Source organism: Rothia nasimurium (assembly GCF_042660305.1).
Classification (GTDB): Bacteria; Actinomycetota; Actinomycetes; order Actinomycetales; family Micrococcaceae; genus Rothia; species Rothia nasimurium.
On record NZ_JBHSTW010000018.1, the window covers coordinates 42,749 to 63,930 of the forward strand.

Sequence of the window (21,182 nt, forward strand, 5' to 3'; positions counted from 1 at the left end):
CCACCAACGAGGTGGGTTTTTCTGATTTAGATGGTACCTAGGGCATGGACGGGCGGGCCTAGGCGTTCTTGATAGCCTCCATAGCATCACGCAGGGCCTTAGCCACCCGCTTCTCACTGACGGTGTAGGCGGTGCCGAGTTCCTGGGCGAAGAAGCTGACGCGCAGTTCCTCAATCATCCAGCCGACCTGCTCCAGCTCGGGCGTCGGCACCGTGCCCCCTGGCAGGGATTGCACGGCCTTATCGTAGGCGTCCTCAAGTTCCTGCACGGTCAGCATGAGCTGGTTATCCCGGTTGACGTTGGGCCCCAGCTTCTCAATGCGCTTGGAAATCGCTTTGAGGTAGCGGGGCAGGTGATGCAGCTGAACCGCACCGGTCTCGGTGACAAACCCCGGGTAGACCAGGTTCTCCAGCTGGCTCTTCATGTCGCTCATGGCGTGAATGACCGCAAGCGAGGTGGACTTCTTAATGAGCTTCTGCACCTTAGCTGTTTCCGACAGGATATCGGCAACCAGCTTGGTCATCACGAAGACCGTGTCAATGAGCTCAGCCCGCACGCTATTGAACAGGGCAGTGTACTCCGCCCTGGTAAAAGGCGGGGTAGCGGGTACCAGCTGGTCAATAGCAGCTACCGTGCAGTCACTAATGAGGGCTTCAATTGACCCGTGGGGGTTCTGCGTAAAGACCAGTTTTTCGCGGTTGTTCAGGTGCTCCGAGACGTAGCGCTCGGGCGAGGGAGTATTAAGTTTGAGCAGGCGAATCACGCCCCCGCGCTGGGCCCGGGTAGCTTCAGCCTCGGTGGGGAAGATCCGCACAGCAACGGACGCCCCCTCATCCACCAGGGCCGGGTAGCCTGCCACCGTCTGGGTAGCAATGACGCGCTCGACCTTACGGGGGAGATCCTGCTCCGGCCAGTCGGTCAGGCCCGAGACTTCCCGCACGGCTTTGCTGCTCGCCGCCTGTTCCGGGGCGGACGCCTGTGCCCCCTTGGCACCTGCACCCCGGCTCCCAGCCGCGCTGGGAGCCGCAGAGGGTGCAGAGCCGCCGCGGGCGTCCTGACCCTTCTTACCACCGGCGGCCATGGCCGCCATCTTGCCCATGGTCTCGGGGCTTGCACCCAGAGAAGCTGCCAGGGCAGAGCGAATCTCGGCGTGCAAAAGGCCCTGGAGTTCCACTAAATCCTTGCCCTCGCCCAGAATCTTATTCTGGTGGTTGCGCACCTGGAAGGTGAAGCGCAGGTGCTCGGGTACCGAGTCCCAGTTGAACTCGGCCGGGTCGACCACATGCCCGCGCAGGCGGCGCAGCACCAGGGCCAGGGCCTCAGTGAGGGAATCAGCAGCGGGGGAGTAATCGGCGTTGAGTTTCTCAACTGCCTGACGGGCAACGTCCGGGGCCGGAACAAAATTCTTGCGAATCTGCTTGGGTAGGGACTTAATCAGGGCCGTCACCAGCTCCTCCCGCAGACCCGGAATCAGCCACTCAAAAGGAGCCGGTTCAAGCTGCCCTAAGAAGAGCACCGGAACCTGCACGGCAATGCCGTCCGTCTGCGTCTGGGACGAGCGCACCCCACCAATCTGCACGCTGGGGGCGTACTCGTAACGCAGGTCAAGGGCCAGCTCCCCGCCGGAGGTGCGGGCCGTCCAGGTGCGGGGGAAGAGGGACTCGTCGTAATCGGCAGCCTCTTCGTCAATCAGGTTTTCGGGGGTGAAATCCAGCAGGTGCTCATTGACCCGGCGTTCCTCCTTCCACCAGCGGTCAAAGTGGCGCTCAGAGACGACGTGTTCGGGTATGCGGGCGTTATAGAAGTCGAAGAGGACAGCGTCATCGACCCGCAGGTCGCGACGGCGCAGACGAGCCTCAAGCTCCTCAACCTCAGCCAGAGCCTTCTGATTGCGGGCAAAGAAACGGTGGCGGGTCTGCCAATCACCCTCTACCAGGGCAGACTGAATAAAAATCTCGCGGGCAGCTACCGGGTCAACCCGCCAGTACTGGATACGCCGGTCGGCAATGATGGGCAACCCAAAGAGAGTGACCTTCTCATGGGCCAGCACCGACCCCTGACGGGCAGACCAGTGAGGGTCAGAATAAGAGTGCTTGAGCAGGGGCCCAGCCAACTCTTCCACCCACTCGGGCTCAATCTGCGCGTTTACGCGCGCCCACAGGCGGGACGTCTCTACCAGCTCAGCAGATACCAGCCAGACCGGGTTCTTCTTAAAGAGGGCAGAGCCGGGGAAAATCGCGAAGCGGGTACCGCGCGCGCCTCGATACTCGTGGCGATTCTGCTCATCCTGCATACCGATATGCGACAGCAGACCTGAGAGCAGTGACTTGTGCACCTCGGTCTCACTGGCAGCCGGGTCAATATCGCGCCCGCCCTCAACCGTAATACCGGCCGAGCGGCCAATCTCCCGCAGCTGGGCAAAGAGATCCTGCCACTCTCGGATTCGCAGGAAGTTCAGATACTCCCGGTGGCACATCTTACGGAACTGGCTCGACGACAGCTCTGCCTGCTTCTCATTGATGTACTGCCACAGCAGCAGATAGGAGGTGAAGTCCGACTTCTCATCCTTATAGCGGGCGTGCAGGGAGTCAGCCTCACCCCGGTGCTCGGCGGGGCGCTCGCGGGGGTCCTGAATGGTCAGGGCAGCAGCCAGCACCATGATTTCCTTGGCAACACCCCGCTTGGAACCCTCCACAATCATGCGGGCTAGGCGGGGGTCAACCGGCAGGGCCGCCATAGCCCGTCCGGCAGCCGTCAGCGGTGAGGACGGACGCCGCCCCCCTCTACCGCCTGCCGTGCGCGATTCGTGGGTGCGGGCGTCCGCACCGTCTCTACCGGGGGTAGCAAGCGCCCCGAGCTCACGCAGCAGGTTGACGCCGTCGTTGATGGCGCGGGTTTCGGGCGGCTGTACGAAGGGGAACTTTTCGATGTCGGCGGGGGACTTGACCACACCGATGGCGGTCATCTGCAAAATGACAGCCGCAAGGTTGGTGCGCAGAATCTCGGGGTCGGTGAACTCGGCCCGGGCCGCAAAGTCCTCTTCGGAGTAGAGGCGGATGGCGATACCGTCTGAGACACGGCCACAGCGGCCTGAGCGCTGGTTAGCCGAGGCCTGGGAGATGCGCTCGATGGGTAGGCGCTGCACCTTGGTGCGGGCAGAATAGCGGGAGATACGGGCGGTGCCGGTATCGATCACGTACTTGATACCCGGCACGGTCAGGGAGGTTTCTGCCACGTTGGTGGCCAGCACGATGCGGGGGCGGCCGCCGGGCTTGAAGACCTTGTGCTGCTCAGCCATGGACAGGCGGGCGTAGAGGGGCAGTACCTCGTAATCGGCCAGGCGGCGGGTGGACCGCACCATATCCTCGATAGCGTCGGCCGCGTCGCGGATTTCACGCTCGCCCGAGAAGAAAATCAGAATGTCGCCGGGGGCCTCTTCAGAAAGCTCCCGGATGGCATCAAGCACGCCCTCAATCGGGTCACGGTCGTCGTCCTCGAGGCCGTCACCGGCGTCCGCCTCATCCTCCCCGCCATCGCCGGTGCGCGGCTCGCTGAGGGGGCGGTAGCGGATCTCGACCGGGTAGGTGCGGCCGGAGACCTCAATGATGGGCGGGGCATCATCGGGCAGGGTTGCCTCGGCGATTTCTTTTTCTTCGGGGCTGAGGCTGTCATCGACGATGCCGACACCGGGCACAAAGCTGGGGGAGAAATGGCGGGCGAAACGCTCGGGGTCGATGGTGGCTGAGGTAATGACGATTTTCAGGTCGGGGCGCTGCGGCATAATGCGCTTGAGGTAGCCCAGAATGAAGTCAATGTTGAGGGAACGCTCGTGGGCCTCATCAATGATGATGGCCGAGTACTGGCGTAGCAGCCGGTCGTTCTGAATTTCGGCCAGCAGAATACCGTCGGTCATGAGCTTGATAGCGGAGCCTTCACCCACCTCTGAGGTGAAGCGCACCTGGTAGCCCACCGTTTCGCCGATTGTCTGCCCCAGTTCTTCGGCGATGCGTTCAGCCACCGATCGGGCGGCCAGACGGCGGGGCTGGGTGTGGCCGATCATGCCCTTTTCCGCCAGCCCCAGTTCAAGGAGCATCTTGGGGAGCTGGGTGGTCTTACCCGAGCCGGTTTCACCCGCGACGATGGTGACCTGGTTGTCGCGAATGGCTGCCATGATGTCGTCTCTGCGGGCAGAGACGGGCAGAGCCTCGGGGTAGGTGATTTTTTCGGGTATCAGTGGGGTGTAGGGGCGGCGCTGGTTCGGTTTCTTCCCGCCCTGCTTGCCCCGGGGTGCTGAGCTGCGGACGCGACGCTGGGAGCGGGCGGGTGCGTCCGCCCCCTCACGAGGGCCGGACGCCTGCTTGCCCCTACCACCGCGCTTTCCGGCGGCCTGGGGTTCGGTGGGCTCGGATGCGCGGACGCCCGCGCCGTGCATAGCAGCGGCGATAGCGGAGAGGGGCTGGGCGGGAGTGCGGGAAGAATCTGAACTAGACATACTGCCCTCTATTTTAGGGCAGAGCCGGCACGAACGGTCAGGTTTCACTGGGCGCGTGAAGCCTATCGACTATAGTCGACAAAAATATCGAAAAAGAGAAGTTTATCGACTATAGTCGATAAACTTTCGGTTCGGTGGTGTGATAAATGGGTTTAAGTCAGCCCACCTATTGAGCTATAACGTCTCGCGTTATAGCCTGGAGCTATGATTCAATCTTTCGCAGATCGAAACACGGAGAAGCTAGCCCAGCGCCAGCGGGTTCCCGTTTTTGACACGCGTATTGAACGAGTTGCTCTAAGAAAACTGAGATTATTGGATGCCGCTACATCACTTAACGACCTGAGAGTGCCCCCGGGTAACCGTCTGGAAGCCCTCAAAGGTGATAGGGCTGGGCAACATAGTATAAGAATTAATGATCAATGGAGAATCTGTTTTACCTGGACTCATGCAGGGCCTGAAGGAGTTGAAATCGTTGATTACCATTAGTTTGCCTCCGGTACACCCCGGGGAGGTTCTCCTCGAAGATTTTATGGAACCCCTTAGCGTGAGCCAGAACCAAGTCGCCCGAGCCATAGGAGTCTCACCGCGTCGGATTAACGACATTGTGCATGGTAGGCGAGCAGTAACAGCTGATACAGCGGCCCGGCTGTCTCGTTATTTTGGCACGAGTGCTGAGTTTTGGCTCAATCTACAGGCCCGGTATGAGCTGGATATGCTTGAAGAAACAAAAGCTGAGACTTTGGCAGCTATCGTTCCATTGAACGCTGCCTAGAGACGAGGACGCCCCGCCCTCCTGCCCTGGGGCAGGGGAGCGGGGCGTGGGCGTCCTGACAGAAAAGTTAGAGGCTGGCAGCGACGGGCAGGACGAGCTCCATCATGTCGGTGAAAGCGGTCTGACGCTGCTCGGCGGTAGTCTCAACACCCTTGAAGAGGTGGTCTGAGACAGTGAAAACAGAGAGGGCCTGCACACCGGCGGCGGCAGCCACAGCGTAGATACCGGCGGTTTCCATCTCAACAGCCAGCACACCCATCTCAGCCCACTTAGAGGCGTCAGAGAAATCAGAGCGGTAGAAAACGTCAGAAGACAGCACGTTACCCACGTTGAGGGTCTTGCCCTGGGCCTCGGCCTCCTTGGCCACAGCCGACAGCAGGGGCCAGGACGCGGTGGGGGCAAAGGTGCCGGGGAGCTTGTAGTGGTGCATGAAGTTGGAATCGGTCGAAGCTGCTGAGGCCACGACTAGATCAAAAAGGTCAAGGCCCTCAGCCATGCCACCGCAGGTGCCGATACGGATCAGGTTCTTCACGCCAAAGGTGTGAATGAGCTCGTGGGCGTAGAGGCTGGCCGAGGGGATGCCCATGCCGGTGCCCATGACCGAAATGCGCTGGCCCTTGTAGTCGCCGGTAAAGCCGAACATGTTGCGCACGGTGTTGAACTGCACGACGTTCTCAAGGTAGGTATCGGCAATGAACTTGGCGCGCAGCGGGTCGCCGGGCAGCAGGATAGTTTCGGCAATTTCAGCGCCATTCGGGGCAATGTGCGGGGTATTGACGGCTTCTGCCATGTCACTCTCATTTCTGGTGCGAAAGGGTGGGGTTTTCGCCCCTAGTCTACCCGGCTTCATATAAGCAACCCTACTTAGTAATTTGGTAGGCTGGGAGGGAACGCCGAAAGGAGTAGTCAATGACGAAAGCACTCTATCTCACCCTGGTCGCAGCTTTTGGTGCCTCGATTAGCGGTGTCATCGGTCTGTTGCGGGCCTTCGCGCTCCCAGAGCAAGAACTGACGCCCTATCTTATCGGTATGACGATTGGGGCAGTCGCCCTGACTTTCATCAGCCTAGCTGCCCTGCGCTTCCCCGGCCCCGGCCCCGACCTTCACCTGATCTACCGTCGACAGTTTACGGCTCACCCCTCCTGGGCCTTCCTGCTGGGCGCGGTGTTCGGGCTAGGAATAAGCCTACCCCGCATCGACCCGCAGGACTTTATCTTCGATGCTATCTTCTCTATCATTTTTGCCCTGGTTATCGGCGTGATAGCAGCAGTCTGGGTTGCCTTCCGTCGGCCTGCTCCTGACCTAAACTAGGCACATGGAGCTACGCTACTGGGCACTCACCGACGCCCCTGACCTTTACTCGATTTACCGCACATCATCAGGCCTCGAGCGGCAGATGCCAGCCCTCGCCAGCGAAGAGGACGCCCGGAACCTCATCGAAACCAGCTACCTACCGGCTGAAAACCGGGCTATTTTCTGCCTCAGTGACGAGGGACGGCCCGCAGGGCTCATCGGGCTGAACTTTACGGCCCGCAGCGATACCGGAGCCTGGGACAGGGCCTGGGTCTACTACTGGCTAGCTGACCCCTATCGCGGGCAGGGCTACACAAAAGCGGCTCTCACGGCGGTGTGCGCCTGGGCCCTGGGCGATCCCAACCCCGCACCAACCCTACCTACTCTCGATACCGGCCTGCTGGCGTCCCTACCCTCACCCCGCCTCCGCCGTCTGGAACTGGGCTACCGCGCCAACAACCTCGCGAGCGGAGCCGTTGCCGCCGCTGCCGGGTTCCAGGTTGAAGGGATTGAGCGGGAGAAGTTCCTCTACGCAGGGCAGACCTACGACGCGGTGATAGCCGCTAGGCTCCGCAAGGACGGACGCACCCCGGCTAGCCAGCACCACCACGAGGTAGTTTCCCGCCCCGGCTTCCACCACGTTGAACTCTGGACCGAATCCCTGGCAACAGCCCTACCATCCTGGGCCTGGCTCACCCAGCAACTAGGGTGGACGACCTACCAGGAGTGGCCCGGCGGAATCTCCTGGCAGGCTCATGATGGCTCCTACCTCGTCCTCGAAGAATCCCCCGATACCACCGGCCCCCATAACCGTACCCACGCTGGGCTCAACCACGTGGCCTTCACAGTGCCGTCCGCGGCCTTGCTCGATAAGCTCCGTAGCGAGGTTGCCAGCCACGGCTGGAGTGAACTCTTCGCAGACCGATATCCGCACGCAGGCGGCCCCGACCACTGCGCCCTCTACCTCGAAAACAAGCAGGGGTTTGAAGTGGAACTCGTCGCCCCAAACTAACCCGCACTTAGTCTGAAAACCCCGCAACTAGTTGCGGGTAAAACAGAACAAATGCGGGGAAGAAGGCGGACGCCGGGCACAAATAGAAAAGACCTGCCAGCGCTTCGCGCATTCTGGCTCCGCTTGTTTTAGCCGGCTAAAAGGCCCCACTGGGGCCTTTCTTCACGCCGGGCACAAAAAGAGAAGGTATGCCAGCGCTTCGCGCATTCTGGCATACCTTCTCTTTTTGTGCCCTCGAAAGGATTCGAACCTTCGACACCCAGCTCCGGAAACTGGTGCTCTATCCACTGAGCTACGAGGGCAACACTGAACCTTCACAATAGATAGTGAAACTCAGACCTGATTACTCTATCAGAAACCCCGCCCCACAACACAAACCGATTACAGTAGGAACAAAGACCAGCGCACCGAAGGGCTGAATCAATGACCACACTCACCGGCAACTACGCGGGAACCAACCACCCCTCCCAGACTTTTGACTTCTACCCGCCCAGCGCGCCAACCGGTGAACACCACCCCGTGCCCCTGCTCATCTACGTCCACGGCGGAGCCTGGCGATTCGGCGATAAATCCTCCTTCCTGCTAGCTGATAACGGTCTACACCGCGTCCGCGAACGCTTCGCCCACGCCGGTTATGCCACAGCCTCCATCAACTACCGGCTCAGCCATGAGGCCCTCTTCCCCGCCCAAATCAACGACCTCAAAACAGCCATCCGCTACTTCAAAACCAGGGCTGAAGACTTCGGAATCGACCCCAACCGTATCGTCCTCGCAGGTGGGTCAGCGGGCGGGCACCTGGTCCAACTGGCCGCCGCCACAGGCCACCTGAACGAGCCCTACCTCGAAGGCCTCTCAGCCAGCGCACTCGCTGCCCGAACCATCGCCGGTGAGCCGGACTCGTCCGTCCGCTGCGCCGTCTCAATCTACGGGGTCAGCGACCTGCGCACCATCTTCGATGACCGCGTGGCCTGGGGCTTCCCCCACGACCATCCCGAGGACGACGGCGCCGAATGGCGGCTGCTCGGCTCCACCTACCCCGCCCCGACAGGCACCCCAGCAGAGGTTAATTGGGCCAAAGCCCATCCCATCGACTACGCCCGCGCAGCCCAGAGAACCGGCGAACGGACCCACGCCCCGGTCTACTACATCCACGGCACCGCAGACACCTGCGTGCCACCCAACCAATCCGTCGAGGCCCACCGTGCCCTCTCAGCCGCCGGAATCGCCACCGAACTGACCCTGATTGGCGGGGCGGAGCACTCCGACCCGGCAATCTACTCAAGCGAGAGCGCCTGGGAACATATCATTCGCTGGGTAGGTCTACAGCTCACCCTGTAGACTTGACCCTATGACTCCCGAAGAACTCTCAAGTGCAATTGACGGCGCGCTGACCGCAGCGTTCGAAGCCGGCGAACTGACCCTGACCGACGGCGAAACCGCCCCCGCTGTGCGCGTAGAGCGCCCCAAGAACCGCGACCACGGCGACTGGGCCACCAACATCGCCCTGCAGATTTCTAAGAAGGTGGGGAAGAACCCCCGCGAGGTAGCCCAGATCCTGGCTGCCCGAATCACCGAGATTGCCGGCGTGGCAAGCGTAGACATCGCTGGCCCCGGCTTCCTCAACATCACCCTAGACGCTGCCGCGGCGGGTGAGCTGGCCAAGACCATCGTTGAGCAGGGCTCAGCTTTTGGTACCAACGAAACCCTGGCCGGCCAGACCATCAACCTGGAGTTCGTCTCCGCTAACCCCACCGGCCCCATTCACCTGGGCGGTACCCGCTGGGCCGCTGTGGGTGACTCCCTGGCCCGTATCTTCATCTCCCAGGGCGCCAAGGTCGTGCGTGAATACTACTTCAACGACCACGGCAACCAGATTGACCGCTTTGCTCGCTCCCTGCTGGCCCGCGCCAAGGGTGAAGAGGCTCCCGAGGACGGCTACGGCGGCGAGTACATCACCGATATCGCCAATCGGGTGCTTGAGGTTCGCCCCGATGCCCTTGACGCCGAAGACCCCCAGGAAGTTTTCCGCGCTACCGGTGTTGAATTCATGTTTGAGGACATCAAGGCCTCCCTGCACGACTTCCACGTCGATTTTGACGTCTACTTCCATGAGAACTCCCTGTTTGAAAACGGCAAGGTAGATGAGCTGCTTGAGAAGCTCAAGGAGTCCGAGAACCTCTACTTTAAGGACGGCGCCTGGTGGCTCAAGTCCACCGACTTCGGCGACGACAAGGACCGCGTGGTTATCAAGTCTGACGGCAATGCCGCCTACATCGCCGGTGATATCGCCTACTTCCAGGACAAGACTAAGCGCGAAGAGAACCCCGCTGACCTGGCGATCTACATGCTGGGTGCTGACCACCACGGCTATGTAGCCCGCCTCAAGGCCGCTGCCGCTGCCCTGGGCGATGACCCCAACATGGTTGAGGTCATGATTGGCCAGATGGTTAACCTGGTCAAGGACGGTACGCCCGTGCGTATGTCCAAGCGCGCCGGTACCGTCGTGACCCTGGAAGACCTGGTCGAAATCGTGGGCGTGGACGCAGCCCGTTACTCCCTGACTCGCTACTCGGTTGACTCCAACATCGATATCGATCTGGATCTGCTGACCAAGCAGTCCAACGAGAACCCGGTCTTCTACGTGCAGTACGCCCACGCCCGCACCTGCGCTATTGCCCGCAACGCTGAGGCTGCCGGCGTCACCACCGACTTCGTCGATACCTCCCTGCTGAACTCAGAGGCAGACTCAGCCCTGCTGGCTGCCCTGGGCCAGTTCGCCGGTGCCGTCAAAGAAGCCGCTGACTTCCGTGAGCCCCACCGCGTGGCCCGCTACCTGGAAACCCTGGCCGGTGCCTACCACCGCTGGTACGGTGTCTCCCACGTTGCCCCCAAGGGCGATGAAGAGGTCACCGACCTGCACCGCACCCGCCTGCTGCTGAACAACGCAACCCGCCAGGTACTGGCCAACGGCTTAGGGCTGCTGGGCGTGAGCGCACCGGAGAAGATGTAAATGGGCGCAGAGGCCGCACTGTTTAAGCCCGACTGGCTGAGTTACCCGTCCGCCCCGGCCGACCTTGACCCGGTGATTTGGATGCCCTCCTTCACCCGTTCTGAGAGCGGCGAGCTTGAGGTGGACGGCACCCCCGTCAGCCGCCTGGTTGCCGACTTTGGCACCCCCGAGTACGTCTTTTCTGAGACCACCTTCCGCGCCCGCGCCGCTGAATTCCGTTCCGCCTTCGAGACGGCTTTTGAGAAGCACGGGGCTGAGGTATCGGTCTACTACGCCGGTAAGTCATTCCTGGCGACCTCTGTGGCCAAGTGGGCTGAGGGAGAGGGCCTGTGCCTCGATACCGCCAGCGGGGGCGAGCTGGCGATTGCCATGCGGGCCGGGGTGCCCGGTGCGAAAATCGCCCTGCACGGTAACAACAAGTCGGCGGGCGAGATTGCCCGCGCCCTGCGCTACGGGGTAGGACGCCTGGTGGCCGACTCGGTGCCCGAGGTGCAGCTGATTGCGCAGGTGGCAGCCGAGCTGGGCGTCACCGCCCCGGTCATGCTCCGCGTGACCCCCGGCGTCCACGCCTCGACCCACGATTTCATTGCTACCGCCCACGAGGATCAGAAGTTTGGTCAGTCTCTGGCAGCCGGTACCGCGCCGCTGGCAGGTCTGTCGCTTGAAGAGCTGACCGAGCTGGGAATTACCGCAGATGATGCCTACGCTACCGTAGCTGCTGCCCTTGCCCTGGCCAGCGAGCACATTGACCTGCGCGGTTTGCACTGCCACATCGGCTCCCAGATTTTTGAGGCCGAGGGCTTCGGCAAAGCCGCTGAGAAGGTGCTGACCTACATGCAGCAGCTCAACGAGCGTTTTGGCGTGGTGCTGCCCGAGATTGACCTGGGTGGTGGCTACGGTATCGGCTACACCGAGCAGGACACCCCGCGCGGTTCAGCCGATATCGCCACCGAGCTGGCTGACATGGTCTCTAAGACCTGCGCCAACGTGGGTATGGCCATTCCCCACCTCTCCTTTGAGCCGGGCCGCTCCATCTCGGGCCCTTCGGGTATCACCCTCTACACGGTCGGTACCATCAAGGATGTGGCGATTGAGGACGAGAACGGGGACACCCGCGTGCGGCGCTACGTCTCGGTCGACGGTGGTATGAGCGATAACCCCCGCCCGGTGCTTTATGAGTCCGACTACGCCGTAACCCTGGCGAACCGGGCCCCGGCAGGGGAACAGGTCCTGACCCGCGTGGTGGGTAAGCACTGCGAATCCGGCGATATCGTGATTCGTTACTGTTACCTACCGGCTGACCTGGCAGCAGGAGACATCCTGGCTGTTCCGGCCACCGGCGCCTACAACCACGTCATGGCCTCCAACTACAACTACCTGACCCGCCCGCCGGTCATCGCTACGGCGGAGGGCAAGGAGCCGCGCGCCATTATCCGTCGCGAAACCGAAGAGGACATGCTGGTCCGCGACCTGGGTCTAGTCTAGGGTTCTTCACCAGGACGCCGCCTGCCAGCCTCCCTGCCTGCGGGCAGGGGAGCGGTGAGGCGGCGTCCTGCCATCAACCACTCCGTGAGAAAATAAAGTTCATACTCTGGGTTACGCTGTCTTACCCGCTAGCATGGTGAGCGTACCCCTGAACCTATTTCCCATCTACGTCAGGAGACGCTCTTGGGCAACACCACCATCAAAGTAGCGCTACTGGGCGCCGGCAACGTCGGCTCACAGGTAGCCCGCATGCTCACCGAAGATGCCGAGTCCCTGCAAGACCGCATTGGTGCGCCGGTTGAGCTCATTGGTATTGCCGTGCGCGATACCTCAGCCAAGCGCCACTATGAGGCTGCACCTGAGCTCTACACCACCGATGCTGAGGCGCTGATTGACGCCGCCGATGTGGTCATTGAACTTACCGGCGGTATCGAGCCTGCCCGCACCCGCATCCTGCGCGCCCTGACCGCTGGCAAGTCGGTGGTATCGGGTAACAAGGCCCTGCTGGCTAAGCACGGTGTAGAACTGGCTGCTGCCGCCGCTAAGAGCGGGGCCCAGCTCTCCTACGAGGCAGCGGTTGCCGGTGCTATCCCCATCCTGCGCCCCCTGCGCGACTCTCTGGCCGGTGATCAGATCACCCGCGTGCTGGGTATCATGAACGGCACCACCAACTACATCCTGGACCAGATGGACACCACCGGCGCCCAGTTCACCGATGCCCTGGCCGAGGCCCAGCGCCTGGGCTACGCCGAAGCTGACCCCACTGCCGATATCGAGGGCCACGACGCCGCCTCTAAGGCCGCAATCGTTGCCTCCCTGGCCTTCCACTCTGACTTCACCATCGACGACGTCCACTGCGAGGGCATTACCTCCATCACCGCTGATGACGTGGCGGCAGCCGCTGCCGACGGCTATGTCATCAAGCTCCTGGCGGTCTGCGAAAAGGACGGCGAGGGCGTTAACATCCGCGTAAACCCCACCTTGGTGCCCCGCACCCACCCGCTGGCGTCCGTCCACGGTGCTTTCAACGCTGTCTTCGTGCAGGCTGAAAACGCCGGTGAGCTCATGTTCTACGGCCCCGGCGCAGGTGGCGCTCCCACCGCCTCTGCGGTACTGGGTGACTTCGTTTCCCTGGCCCGCCGCCTGGTGCTCGGTGGCCCGGGTATCCCCGAGTCCTCCCACGCTAACCTGGTGGCAACCCCCATGAACGACGTTGTCTCCCGCTACTCTGTGGGCATCGTCGTGGAAGATAAGCTGGGTGTTTTGGCCAACATCGCCCGGATCTTTGCCGAGCACGGTGTCTCTATCGAGACCATGCGCCAGGCTAAGGGAACCGGCGACGGCACCAGCGCCTCCATTCGTATCGTCACCCACCGTGCTACCGACGCTAACCTGCGCAAGACCATGGCCGTGGTAGACGCCCTCGATACCGTCCGCGACATCACCTCCGTTATCCGCGTAGAAGGCTAAACACCGATTCTTATGTCACTTCCCATGATCGACGGCTCAGACGAGCCCTTCGTCCAGCCCGATGTAATCCCCGTTGGCGCGCGCGTGACCGTCAAGGTCCCGGCCTCTTCAGCCAATCTCGGCCCCGGCTACGACTCTCTCGGTCTGGCCCTGGCCCACTATGATGACCTGACGGTCACCCGCGTGCCCGGGGTGGGGGAGCTGACCTTCGATCTCACCGGTGAGGGGGCGGACGAGGTTCCGCAGGACGCCAGCCACCTGGTTATCAAGGCCATGGTGACTGCCTGGAAGGCGGTGGGGCTTTTTGAGCTACCCTCCCTACACGTTCAGGCCCATAACCGTATCCCGCATTCTCGCGGTATGGGGTCGTCCGCTTCGGCCATCGTGGCCGGCGTGACCGCAGCGAACGGCCTGCTCCCCGCTGAGCTCCAGCTTGATGACGAGGCCGTGCTACAGATTTGTTCGGGCATGGAAGGCCACCCCGATAACGTGGCCCCCTCCCTCTATGGCCACGTTGTGATCTCCTACGGGGACGACTCGGGCTGGCACTCCCTGCCCGTACCGGCCCACGAGAACGTACTGCCGGTCATCGCAATTCCTGACTACGAGGTGCCGACCAAGGTAGCCCGCGGCCTCATTCCCGAGACTGTTCCCCACCGGGAAGCCGCCGCCAACTCCGGCCGTGCGGCCCTGCTGACCCAGGCACTGGCGTCCTACCCCGACTACCTACTGCCCGCAACCAGCGACCTGCTGCACCAGTCCTACCGCGCCGTTGCCATGAAGCCCTCAGCGGCCCTGGTTAAGTACCTGCGCGGCAAGGGTTTTGCTGCGGTGATCTCGGGGGCAGGCCCCACCGTCATGGCCCTGGCCAACGGGGCGGACGAACGCGCCCGAGTTCGCGAAGCTATTGAGGCTTTCGCCACCGAAAGCGAGCCTAATCAGCACGAGAGTCGGGCTGTAAGCTGGCGGGTGCTCGATATCGATATCGACACTAAAGGTGTTATGCTTACTTATAAGGAAACCGCCTAGCGCGCTCCAGCACTATTTGTGCCCGGGCTCGCCTGTGTTGGCCTCATCCCACGGTTTGGCAGGTCTGTAGAAGCCTCAGCAGGTTCAACCGTTCATTTACGTCTTTCACTGAACTAGTGGGGGGCGTTCCCTTGCCGGGTATCCCGTCAGCTACCGTTTGGTGCAGCCGGGCGCCCGAACCCGGGTCACCTGATACTCTCGCTTTCCCAGCGACAGCGTCACCTGACCCCTGAAACTATCACTCGCCCGCTCTGGGCATGGCGCATCTGTTGCGCCAGAACAACCCGCGAAATCAACAACATTTCGAGAGAAGGAATCTTCGTGGCAGAAAACACCGACCTGACCGCAGGTACGGAGGCCGCAGCAGCGGCTGAGCAGAAGTCCCCCAGCCTGAGCACCCTCAAACTCGCTCAGCTCCAGTCCCTGGCTTCCCAGCTAGGTATTACCGGTGCCCGCCGCATGCGTAAATCAGACCTGGTTGAGGCCATTTCAGCCCACCAGCGTGGCTCAGCTGTAGCCGACCGTCCTGCTGAAACCGCAGATCAGGCAGAGAAGCCTAAGCGCACCCGCACCCGCAAGACCGCAGCCGAGAAGGCTGCCGAAGCAGAGCAGCCCAAGGGGCCGGACGCCGCCGAAGCCGCTGACGCACCTGCTGAAGCTACTTCTGAGAAGCCCGCTACCAAGCGTCGCGGTAACCGCCGCGCCACCAGCTCAACCGTAGCTGCTGAGGCCCAGAAGGAAACCAAGCCCGATACCTCTGCCCTTGAGGCGGTTGAAGCTGCCCTTGACGGCCTGGAGTCCCAGAAGGCTGCCCGCAACGAGCAGAACGAGGGCGAAGAGGGCGCCAAGCGCACCCGTACCCGCACCCGTACCGACCGTCGCCGCAAGAACGAGGGTGAGAACGTTGATTCTGCCGAGCAGAACGACACTACCGCTGAGAACGGCGAGAAGAACGAGCGTTTTGAGCGCAAGAACCGTCGTGACCGCAACGACCGCGATAACCGTCAGGACCGCGGCGATAAGCAGGATCGCGAGAACCGCGACCGCGGCGGCAAGAACGACCGCCAGAACAACAACGGCCCCGACGAAGACCGCCGTAACAACCGCAAGAACCGCCGCGACCGTCAGGCAGAGCGCCGCGAACGCCGTAACAACCGCCGCGACGACTACGAGCCCGAGATCAGCGAAGACGACGTGCTGATTCCCGTCGCCGGTGTGCTCGACGTCCTCGATAACTACGCTTTCGTGCGTACCTCCGGCTACCTGCCCGGCACCAACGACGTTTACGTTTCCCTGGCCCAGGTCAAGCGTTACGGCCTGCGCAAGGGCGATGCTGTGGTCGGTACCATCCGCGCCCCCCGCGAAGGCGATAACAACAACCGCCAGAAGTTCAACGCCCTGGTGCAGCTGACCTCCATCAACGGCCTGACTCCCGAAGAGTCCAAGGGCCGCCGCGAGTTCAACAAGCTCACCCCGCTCTACCCCAAGGAGCGCCTGCGCCTGGAGACCGATCCCAAGAAGCTCGGTACCCGCGTCATCGACCTGATTGCCCCCATCGGCAAGGGCCAGCGAGGCCTGATTGTGGCACCTCCCAAGGCCGGTAAGACCCTGATGCTACAGTCCATCGCCAACGCGATTACCACCAACAACCCCGAGGTCCACCTCATGATGGTTCTGGTGGACGAACGCCCCGAAGAAGTCACCGACATGCAGCGCACCGTCAACGGTGAGGTTATCGCCTCCACCTTTGACCGCCCGGCAGATGACCACACCACCGTTGCCGAGCTCGCCATCGAGCGCGCCAAGCGCCTGGTGGAGCAGGGCCGCGACGTCGTCGTCCTGCTGGACTCCATGACTCGCCTGGGCCGTGCCTACAACCTGGCAGCGCCCGCTTCAGGCCGCATCCTCTCCGGTGGTGTAGACGCAGCTGCCCTCTACCCGCCCAAGAAGTTCTTCGGCGCTGCCCGCAACATCGAAGAAGGTGGCTCACTGACCATTCTGGCGACCGCCCTGGTTGAGACCGGCTCCAAGATGGACGAGGTTATCTTCGAAGAATTCAAGGGCACCGGCAACATGGAACTGCGCCTTTCCCGTCAGCTGGCAGACAAGCGTATCTTCCCCGCCATCGACCTCAACGCGTCCTCAACCCGCCGCGAAGAGGCCCTGCTCTCACCCGACGAGGTCAAGATCATGTGGCGCCTGCGCCGCGTGCTGGCCGGCATGGACCAGGAACAGTCCCTATCTGTTCTGCTCTCCAAGCTGCGCGAGACCCAGTCCAACGTCGAATTCCTGCTCACCGTTGCTAAGAGCGGCCTGGGCCACGGCGAATAAGGAAAGGACATCACCGTGATTGAATCTATCCAGGGTCTGCTCGACGAGCACGCAGACCTCCAGAAGCAGCTGGCTGACCCCGCCGTCCACGCTGACCAGGGCAAGGCCCGTAAGCTGGGCCGCCGCTACTCAGAGCTCAACGGCATCGTTGAAGCCTACAACCGCGTCAACACCCTGCGCGACGACATCGAAGCTGCCCGCGAGATGGCTGCCGAAGACCCCGACTTTGCTGACGAGGTCAAGGAGCTTGAAGCCCAGCTGCCCGAGGCTGAAGAGAAGCTGCGCCGTCTGCTGATTCCCCGTGATCCGGACGACGGCCGCAACGTCATTCTCGAAGTCAAGGGTGGCGAAGGCGGCGACGAGGCCTCCCTCTTCGCTGCTGACCTGCTGCGTATGTACACCCGCTACGCCGAGTCTAAGGGCTGGAAGACCGAAATGATTTCCTCCCAGACCACCGACGTGGGCGGCTACAAGGACGCCCAGGTAGCTATCAAGGGCACCTCGACTGACCCCGCGGAGGGCGTCTGGGCCCACCTCAAGTACGAGGGCGGCGTGCACCGCGTGCAGCGTGTTCCGGCGACCGAGTCCCAGGGCCGTATCCACACCTCAGCTGCCGGTGTGCTGGTCTTCCCCGAGGTCGATGAGCCCGAGGAAATCGAGATTAACCAGAACGACCTGAAGATTGACGTCTACCGTTCATCAGGCCCCGGCGGCCAGTCGGTGAACACCACCGACTCCGCGGTGCGTATTACCCACTTGCCCACCGGCATCGTGGTTGCTATGCAGAACGAGAAGTCTCAGATTCAGAACCGTGAAGCTGCCATGCGCGTGCTCCGTGCCCGCCTGCTGGCCTGGCAGCAGGAGCAGATTGATGCTGAGAACGCCGAGAAGCGCCACTCCCAGGTGCGCACTATGGACCGTTCTGAGCGCATCCGCACCTACAACTTCCCCGAAAACCGTATTGCCGACCACCGCACCGGCTACAAGGCCTACAACCTGGACGCTGTGCTCAACGGCGACCTTGAGGCAGTTGTGCAGTCCGCTATCGAGATGGACGAGGCCGCCCGCCTTGAGAAGCTCGGTCAGGAAGACAAGTAAGAGTGGCTGATTTTAGCCTGGAGCCCGGCGAAGAGCTTGATTCAGCCCTTCGCCGGGCTGCGCTCTATCTCGGCGCAGCCGGTGTTGAGTCGGCTGCGGTGGACGCGCAGCTTCTTGCCGCTTACCTGCTGGAGAAGGACGCTGGTGAGCCGGTATCGCGGGGTCGTGTTCAGTCCCTGGCCCTGCTGGGGCATGCGGTACCTGAGGGCTTCGCCCGTCTGGTGACCCTGCGCGGTGAGCGCCTGCCCCTCCAACACCTGACCGGCCAGGCCCACTTCCGGGGTCTGACCCTGTCGGTGGGGCCGGGTGTTTTTGTGCCCCGCCCTGAGACTGAGCTACTGGTGGAGCACGCCCTCACCGCCTACCGGGGCATGGCTGGGGCCCTACCTGCCCAGCCCCTGGTGGTTGACCTGTGTACCGGGTCAGGCGCCATTGCAGCTGCCCTCGCAACTGAGCTAGCCGCCGATGAGCATGTGCCGACCCCGCGCGTCCTTGCCGTTGAACTCTCGACCGAAGCTGCCGCCTGGTCCGAGCGTAACCTGGGCCCCGCCGGGGTGGAACTGGTAGCGGGCGACGCCCGTACGGCCCTGCCCGGCTACGAGGGAACCGTGACCCTAGTGGCTTCCAACCCGCCCTATATCCCTGCCGGGGCAATTCCCAAAGACCCAGAGGTTCGCGACCACGACCCGGCCCTGGCCCTCTACGGCGGGGGAGAGGACGGTATGGAGTTACCTACCGCCATCGCAGCCCGGGCCTACGCTCTCCTAGCTCCCGGTGGCTACCTGATTATGGAGCACGCCGAAACCCAGCGGGAACTCATGCGTCAGGCCCTTGCCGCCGCCGGCTTTGAAGGTATCGAATCTATTGACGACTTTGCAGGTAAACCCCGTCACACCGCAGGCTATAAACCGCTACCAGGCACCTAAGAATGTGAAAGAATAATGAGCGTGAAAGCAACCATTGTTAGTGCAACCGACCCCACGACCCTGGGCGACGCCATCGCGACCGCCAACTCGGCAATCGGCGCAGCCAAGACCATCGTGATCCCTACCGATACCGTATACGGTATCGCTACCGATGCCTTCTCCGTTGAGGGCGTTGGGAACCTGCTTGCCGCTAAGGGGCGTACCCGGCAGATGCCCCCGCCGGTACTCATTTACGACCAGTCTGTGCTACCGGGTTTGGCCGACGAGATTTCCGAGGACGCCCGCGCCCTGGCTACCGAGTTTTGGCCCGGTGCTCTCACCCTGATTTTCTATTCTCAGCCTTCTCTGAACTGGGACCTGGGCGAGACCCAGGGAACCGTCGCCCTGCGCGTGCCTAACGACCCTGTAGCTATTGAGCTTCTGAAAAACCTGGGCCCTCTGGCTGTTTCTTCAGCCAATAAGACCGGGCGCCCGGCAGCTACAACCGCCCAGGAAGCTATGGCCCAGCTGGGCGATGACGTAGCCGTTATCTTTGACGGTGGACCCCGCCCCGAGAACCGTCCTGAGGGCTTTGAAGCCAAGGATGCCCTGCCCTCCACCATCGTGGACTGCACCTCTGACCGTCTGGTTGTTGTGCGTGAGGGCGCAATTTCAGTAGAGCGCCTGCGCGAGGTCGTGCCCGGTGTGCTAACCCGCGCCGAATTTGAGGCCCAGGAGAAGGCCCGCCGCGAAGCCGAGTCAGCTCTGGTAGCAAGCTCAGAGGCAATGGAAGATACCGAGTTTTCTCCCCGCCATGTGGATGAGCCTGAGACAGAAGAGGTTGAGGCTACCTCCCGCCAGGCCGCCGCTCCTGTAGCTGGTTCGCTCGCTGCGGGTCTGGTAGGCGGTGCTAGCGGTACCGCAGCCGTTGACCAGCGCCGTACCGCCAGCGCTCATGCTCCCGAGGCCCGCGTGGTACAAGACAACACCAAGCCCTACTCGGTGGCCGATGCCCGTTCGCTGGTGTTCGGCACCCAGAAAGAAGCCCCCACCGAACCGCTGACCGAAGCGGATGGCGAGGGCAAAGAAGGCACTCCTACCGTCTAGTTTTCAAACTTGCGGTCCTGCCTGGTGCCCAGTGCGCTGTGGGCGGTGCGAAGCACCTCGCTCACCCGTGCTTGGGGCACCAGGCCATTTTTTTGAGCCCACGAATCGTCAATATCCTGACCGAACCACATCACCTCAACCCGGCGGACGGGCCCGGTCAGGCGGTCGCCCAGGAGCTCAGAGACCCTGTAGCCGGTGGCGACCAGGGCCCGGCAGAGGGGGGCCGGTAGGTGTAGGGGGCGGCGGCGTCCTGCGTCAATAAGGACGGACTCGGTGGTTGCCCCTTCCCAGGGCTGCATTACGATGGCGGGCAGAGGGCCGGTGAAACTGGCTACCCGGTAGACGAATTCTGCCAGGGCGTAGTTGGAGGAGACCGGGGTGCGCCGCGGGGTGCGTCCTGCGACGGACGCCAGTGGGGAGGACGCAATTTTTGCGAAAGCCTCGGTGGTGCGGCGGCCACGGCCCTGCACACTCGTGGCCCGGATAATGCAGATATCGACTGCGTGATCCCCGGCTACAGCGACGGGGGAGTGAGAAGGAGCCGCCGGGAATTCCGACGCTTCAGAGCCGGGAGCCTGCCCCTGAGCAGCTGTTTCTTCGATAAAAGCCCGCAGGGCCAGAAGTACTTCTTCGCCCAGGGCCTTCGAGAAAGAGTAGGCAGAGAAAGGCTGTGGTTCTGCCTCTGCACTGAGCACAGGGACCGGCCCTAAGACAGCAGCAGAGCTCAGGTGGATTACCCTGCTGACGCCGGTGCGCTGGGCAGCAATTGCAATGACCGCAGGCAGCAGAGCATTAGCACCTAGCAGGGGAGCTAGGTCTTCCTGGTCAGGGGCAGCCAGGCCCGAAGCGTTGATGACAACCTCGCACCCGGCAAAAGATTCAGCGAGAGTATCAATAATGCCATCTAGCTGCCGGGCTTCGCGAATGAGCTGGTTGGCTTCGGCTGTGCGCGTGAGCAGGCGGGGAGCCTCAACCGCATCGACCTGGACGCCTTCGGCAGCTAGCCGGGCTACAATCGATGAACCCACAAACCCGCTTGCCCCAATTACTTTCCATGTGGCCTGAGCCATGCCTTTACTCCGTCCGTACGGTGGTTACCGGTGGGCCGTCTGTGCCCCTACCCCCTAGGGTGACATAGGCCGGAGCAAAAAACACGTAGGGCAGGCTACAAAGGGCAA

The 21,182-nt window shown here is 62.3% G+C and carries 16 protein-coding genes and 1 tRNA gene; 13 read left to right on the plus strand and 4 right to left on the minus strand.

The features are described 5' to 3' along the window. Positions 1 to 58: 58 nt before the first annotated feature. Positions 59 to 4,492, minus strand: a complete 4,434-nt coding sequence (hrpA, locus tag ACFP6B_RS07100) for an ATP-dependent RNA helicase HrpA (protein ID WP_377128668.1) — start codon at positions 4,490 to 4,492, stop codon at positions 59 to 61. Positions 4,493 to 4,696: 204 nt separating this feature from the next. Here hrpA and ACFP6B_RS07105 point away from each other — a divergent pair, with 204 nt between their 5' ends. After that, a complete protein-coding gene (locus ACFP6B_RS07105; protein ID WP_237185849.1) occupies positions 4,697 to 4,978 on the plus strand; it encodes a type II toxin-antitoxin system RelE/ParE family toxin in 282 nt (93 codons plus the stop codon). Beyond that, positions 4,938 to 5,264, plus strand: a complete 327-nt coding sequence (locus ACFP6B_RS07110) for a HigA family addiction module antitoxin (protein ID WP_237223163.1) — start codon at positions 4,938 to 4,940, stop codon at positions 5,262 to 5,264. Before ACFP6B_RS07105 ends, ACFP6B_RS07110 begins: the two co-directional genes overlap by 41 nt. 67 nt (positions 5,265 to 5,331) lie before the next feature. Here ACFP6B_RS07110 and deoD read toward each other — a convergent pair whose 3' ends face one another. Continuing rightward, complete coding sequence (deoD, locus tag ACFP6B_RS07115; RefSeq protein WP_237185850.1) at positions 5,332 to 6,054, minus strand: purine-nucleoside phosphorylase; 723 nt, start codon at positions 6,052 to 6,054, stop codon at positions 5,332 to 5,334. A 119-nt stretch (positions 6,055 to 6,173) separates the two neighbouring features. Between deoD and ACFP6B_RS07120 the strand changes: the two genes are divergently transcribed. Together ACFP6B_RS07120 and ACFP6B_RS07125 are read left to right on the plus strand one after the other, a co-directional pair. Then, positions 6,174 to 6,575 (plus strand): hypothetical protein, encoded by a 402-nt coding sequence (locus tag ACFP6B_RS07120; protein ID WP_377128673.1) that lies wholly within the window; start codon positions 6,174 to 6,176, stop codon positions 6,573 to 6,575. A 4-nt stretch (positions 6,576 to 6,579) separates the two neighbouring features. Next, on the plus strand, positions 6,580 to 7,569 hold the full coding sequence (locus ACFP6B_RS07125) for a GNAT family N-acetyltransferase (protein ID WP_377128676.1): 990 nt from the start codon (positions 6,580 to 6,582) through the stop codon (positions 7,567 to 7,569). 229 nt (positions 7,570 to 7,798) lie between these two features. Here ACFP6B_RS07125 and ACFP6B_RS07130 read toward each other — a convergent pair. After that, positions 7,799 to 7,871, minus strand: a tRNA-Arg gene (locus ACFP6B_RS07130). A gap of 121 nt (positions 7,872 to 7,992) precedes the next feature. On the opposite strand from ACFP6B_RS07130, the gene ACFP6B_RS07135 reads away from it, so the two are divergent. The 9 genes from ACFP6B_RS07135 (at position 7,993) to ACFP6B_RS07175 (ending at position 20,004) form a co-directional block, all read left to right on the plus strand. Next, entirely contained in the window at positions 7,993 to 8,907 is a 915-nt protein-coding gene (locus tag ACFP6B_RS07135; RefSeq protein ID WP_377128679.1) for an alpha/beta hydrolase fold domain-containing protein, read from the plus strand. Between the two features lie 10 nt (positions 8,908 to 8,917). Then, positions 8,918 to 10,579 carry an arginine--tRNA ligase gene (gene argS, locus ACFP6B_RS07140; protein ID WP_377128682.1) on the plus strand — a complete coding sequence of 554 codons (1,662 nt, stop codon included), beginning with the start codon at positions 8,918 to 8,920 and terminating at the stop codon, positions 10,577 to 10,579. Then, positions 10,580 to 12,064, plus strand: a complete 1,485-nt coding sequence (locus tag ACFP6B_RS07145; protein WP_377128685.1) for a diaminopimelate decarboxylase family protein — start codon at positions 10,580 to 10,582, stop codon at positions 12,062 to 12,064. It begins immediately after the preceding gene. A 183-nt stretch (positions 12,065 to 12,247) separates the two neighbouring features. Beyond that, positions 12,248 to 13,534 (plus strand): homoserine dehydrogenase, encoded by a 1,287-nt coding sequence (locus tag ACFP6B_RS07150; RefSeq protein WP_377128688.1) that lies wholly within the window; start codon positions 12,248 to 12,250, stop codon positions 13,532 to 13,534. 12 nt (positions 13,535 to 13,546) lie between these two features. Further along, the gene (gene thrB / locus ACFP6B_RS07155) at positions 13,547 to 14,563 is read left to right on the plus strand and encodes a homoserine kinase (protein WP_237185856.1); all 1,017 of its coding nucleotides are present in this window, start codon (positions 13,547 to 13,549) and stop codon (positions 14,561 to 14,563) included. 321 nt (positions 14,564 to 14,884) lie between these two features. After that, on the plus strand, positions 14,885 to 16,894 hold the full coding sequence (gene rho, locus ACFP6B_RS07160) for a transcription termination factor Rho (RefSeq protein WP_377128692.1): 2,010 nt from the start codon (positions 14,885 to 14,887) through the stop codon (positions 16,892 to 16,894). A gap of 15 nt (positions 16,895 to 16,909) precedes the next feature. Next, positions 16,910 to 17,992 (plus strand): peptide chain release factor 1, encoded by a 1,083-nt coding sequence (prfA, locus tag ACFP6B_RS07165; protein ID WP_377128695.1) that lies wholly within the window; start codon positions 16,910 to 16,912, stop codon positions 17,990 to 17,992. A 2-nt stretch (positions 17,993 to 17,994) separates the two neighbouring features. Then, positions 17,995 to 18,918: a peptide chain release factor N(5)-glutamine methyltransferase gene (prmC, locus tag ACFP6B_RS07170; RefSeq protein WP_377128698.1), complete on the plus strand. Its 924-nt coding sequence runs from the start codon at positions 17,995 to 17,997 to the stop codon at positions 18,916 to 18,918. Positions 18,919 to 18,933: 15 nt separating this feature from the next. Continuing rightward, the gene (locus tag ACFP6B_RS07175; protein ID WP_377128701.1) at positions 18,934 to 20,004 is read left to right on the plus strand and encodes an L-threonylcarbamoyladenylate synthase; all 1,071 of its coding nucleotides are present in this window, start codon (positions 18,934 to 18,936) and stop codon (positions 20,002 to 20,004) included. Here the strand turns inward: ACFP6B_RS07175 and ACFP6B_RS07180 are convergent. Beyond that, positions 20,001 to 21,074 (minus strand): NAD-dependent epimerase/dehydratase family protein, encoded by a 1,074-nt coding sequence (locus tag ACFP6B_RS07180; protein ID WP_377128704.1) that lies wholly within the window; start codon positions 21,072 to 21,074, stop codon positions 20,001 to 20,003. The genes ACFP6B_RS07175 and ACFP6B_RS07180 overlap by 4 nt on opposite strands. Between the last annotated feature and the right edge of the window lie 108 nt (positions 21,075 to 21,182).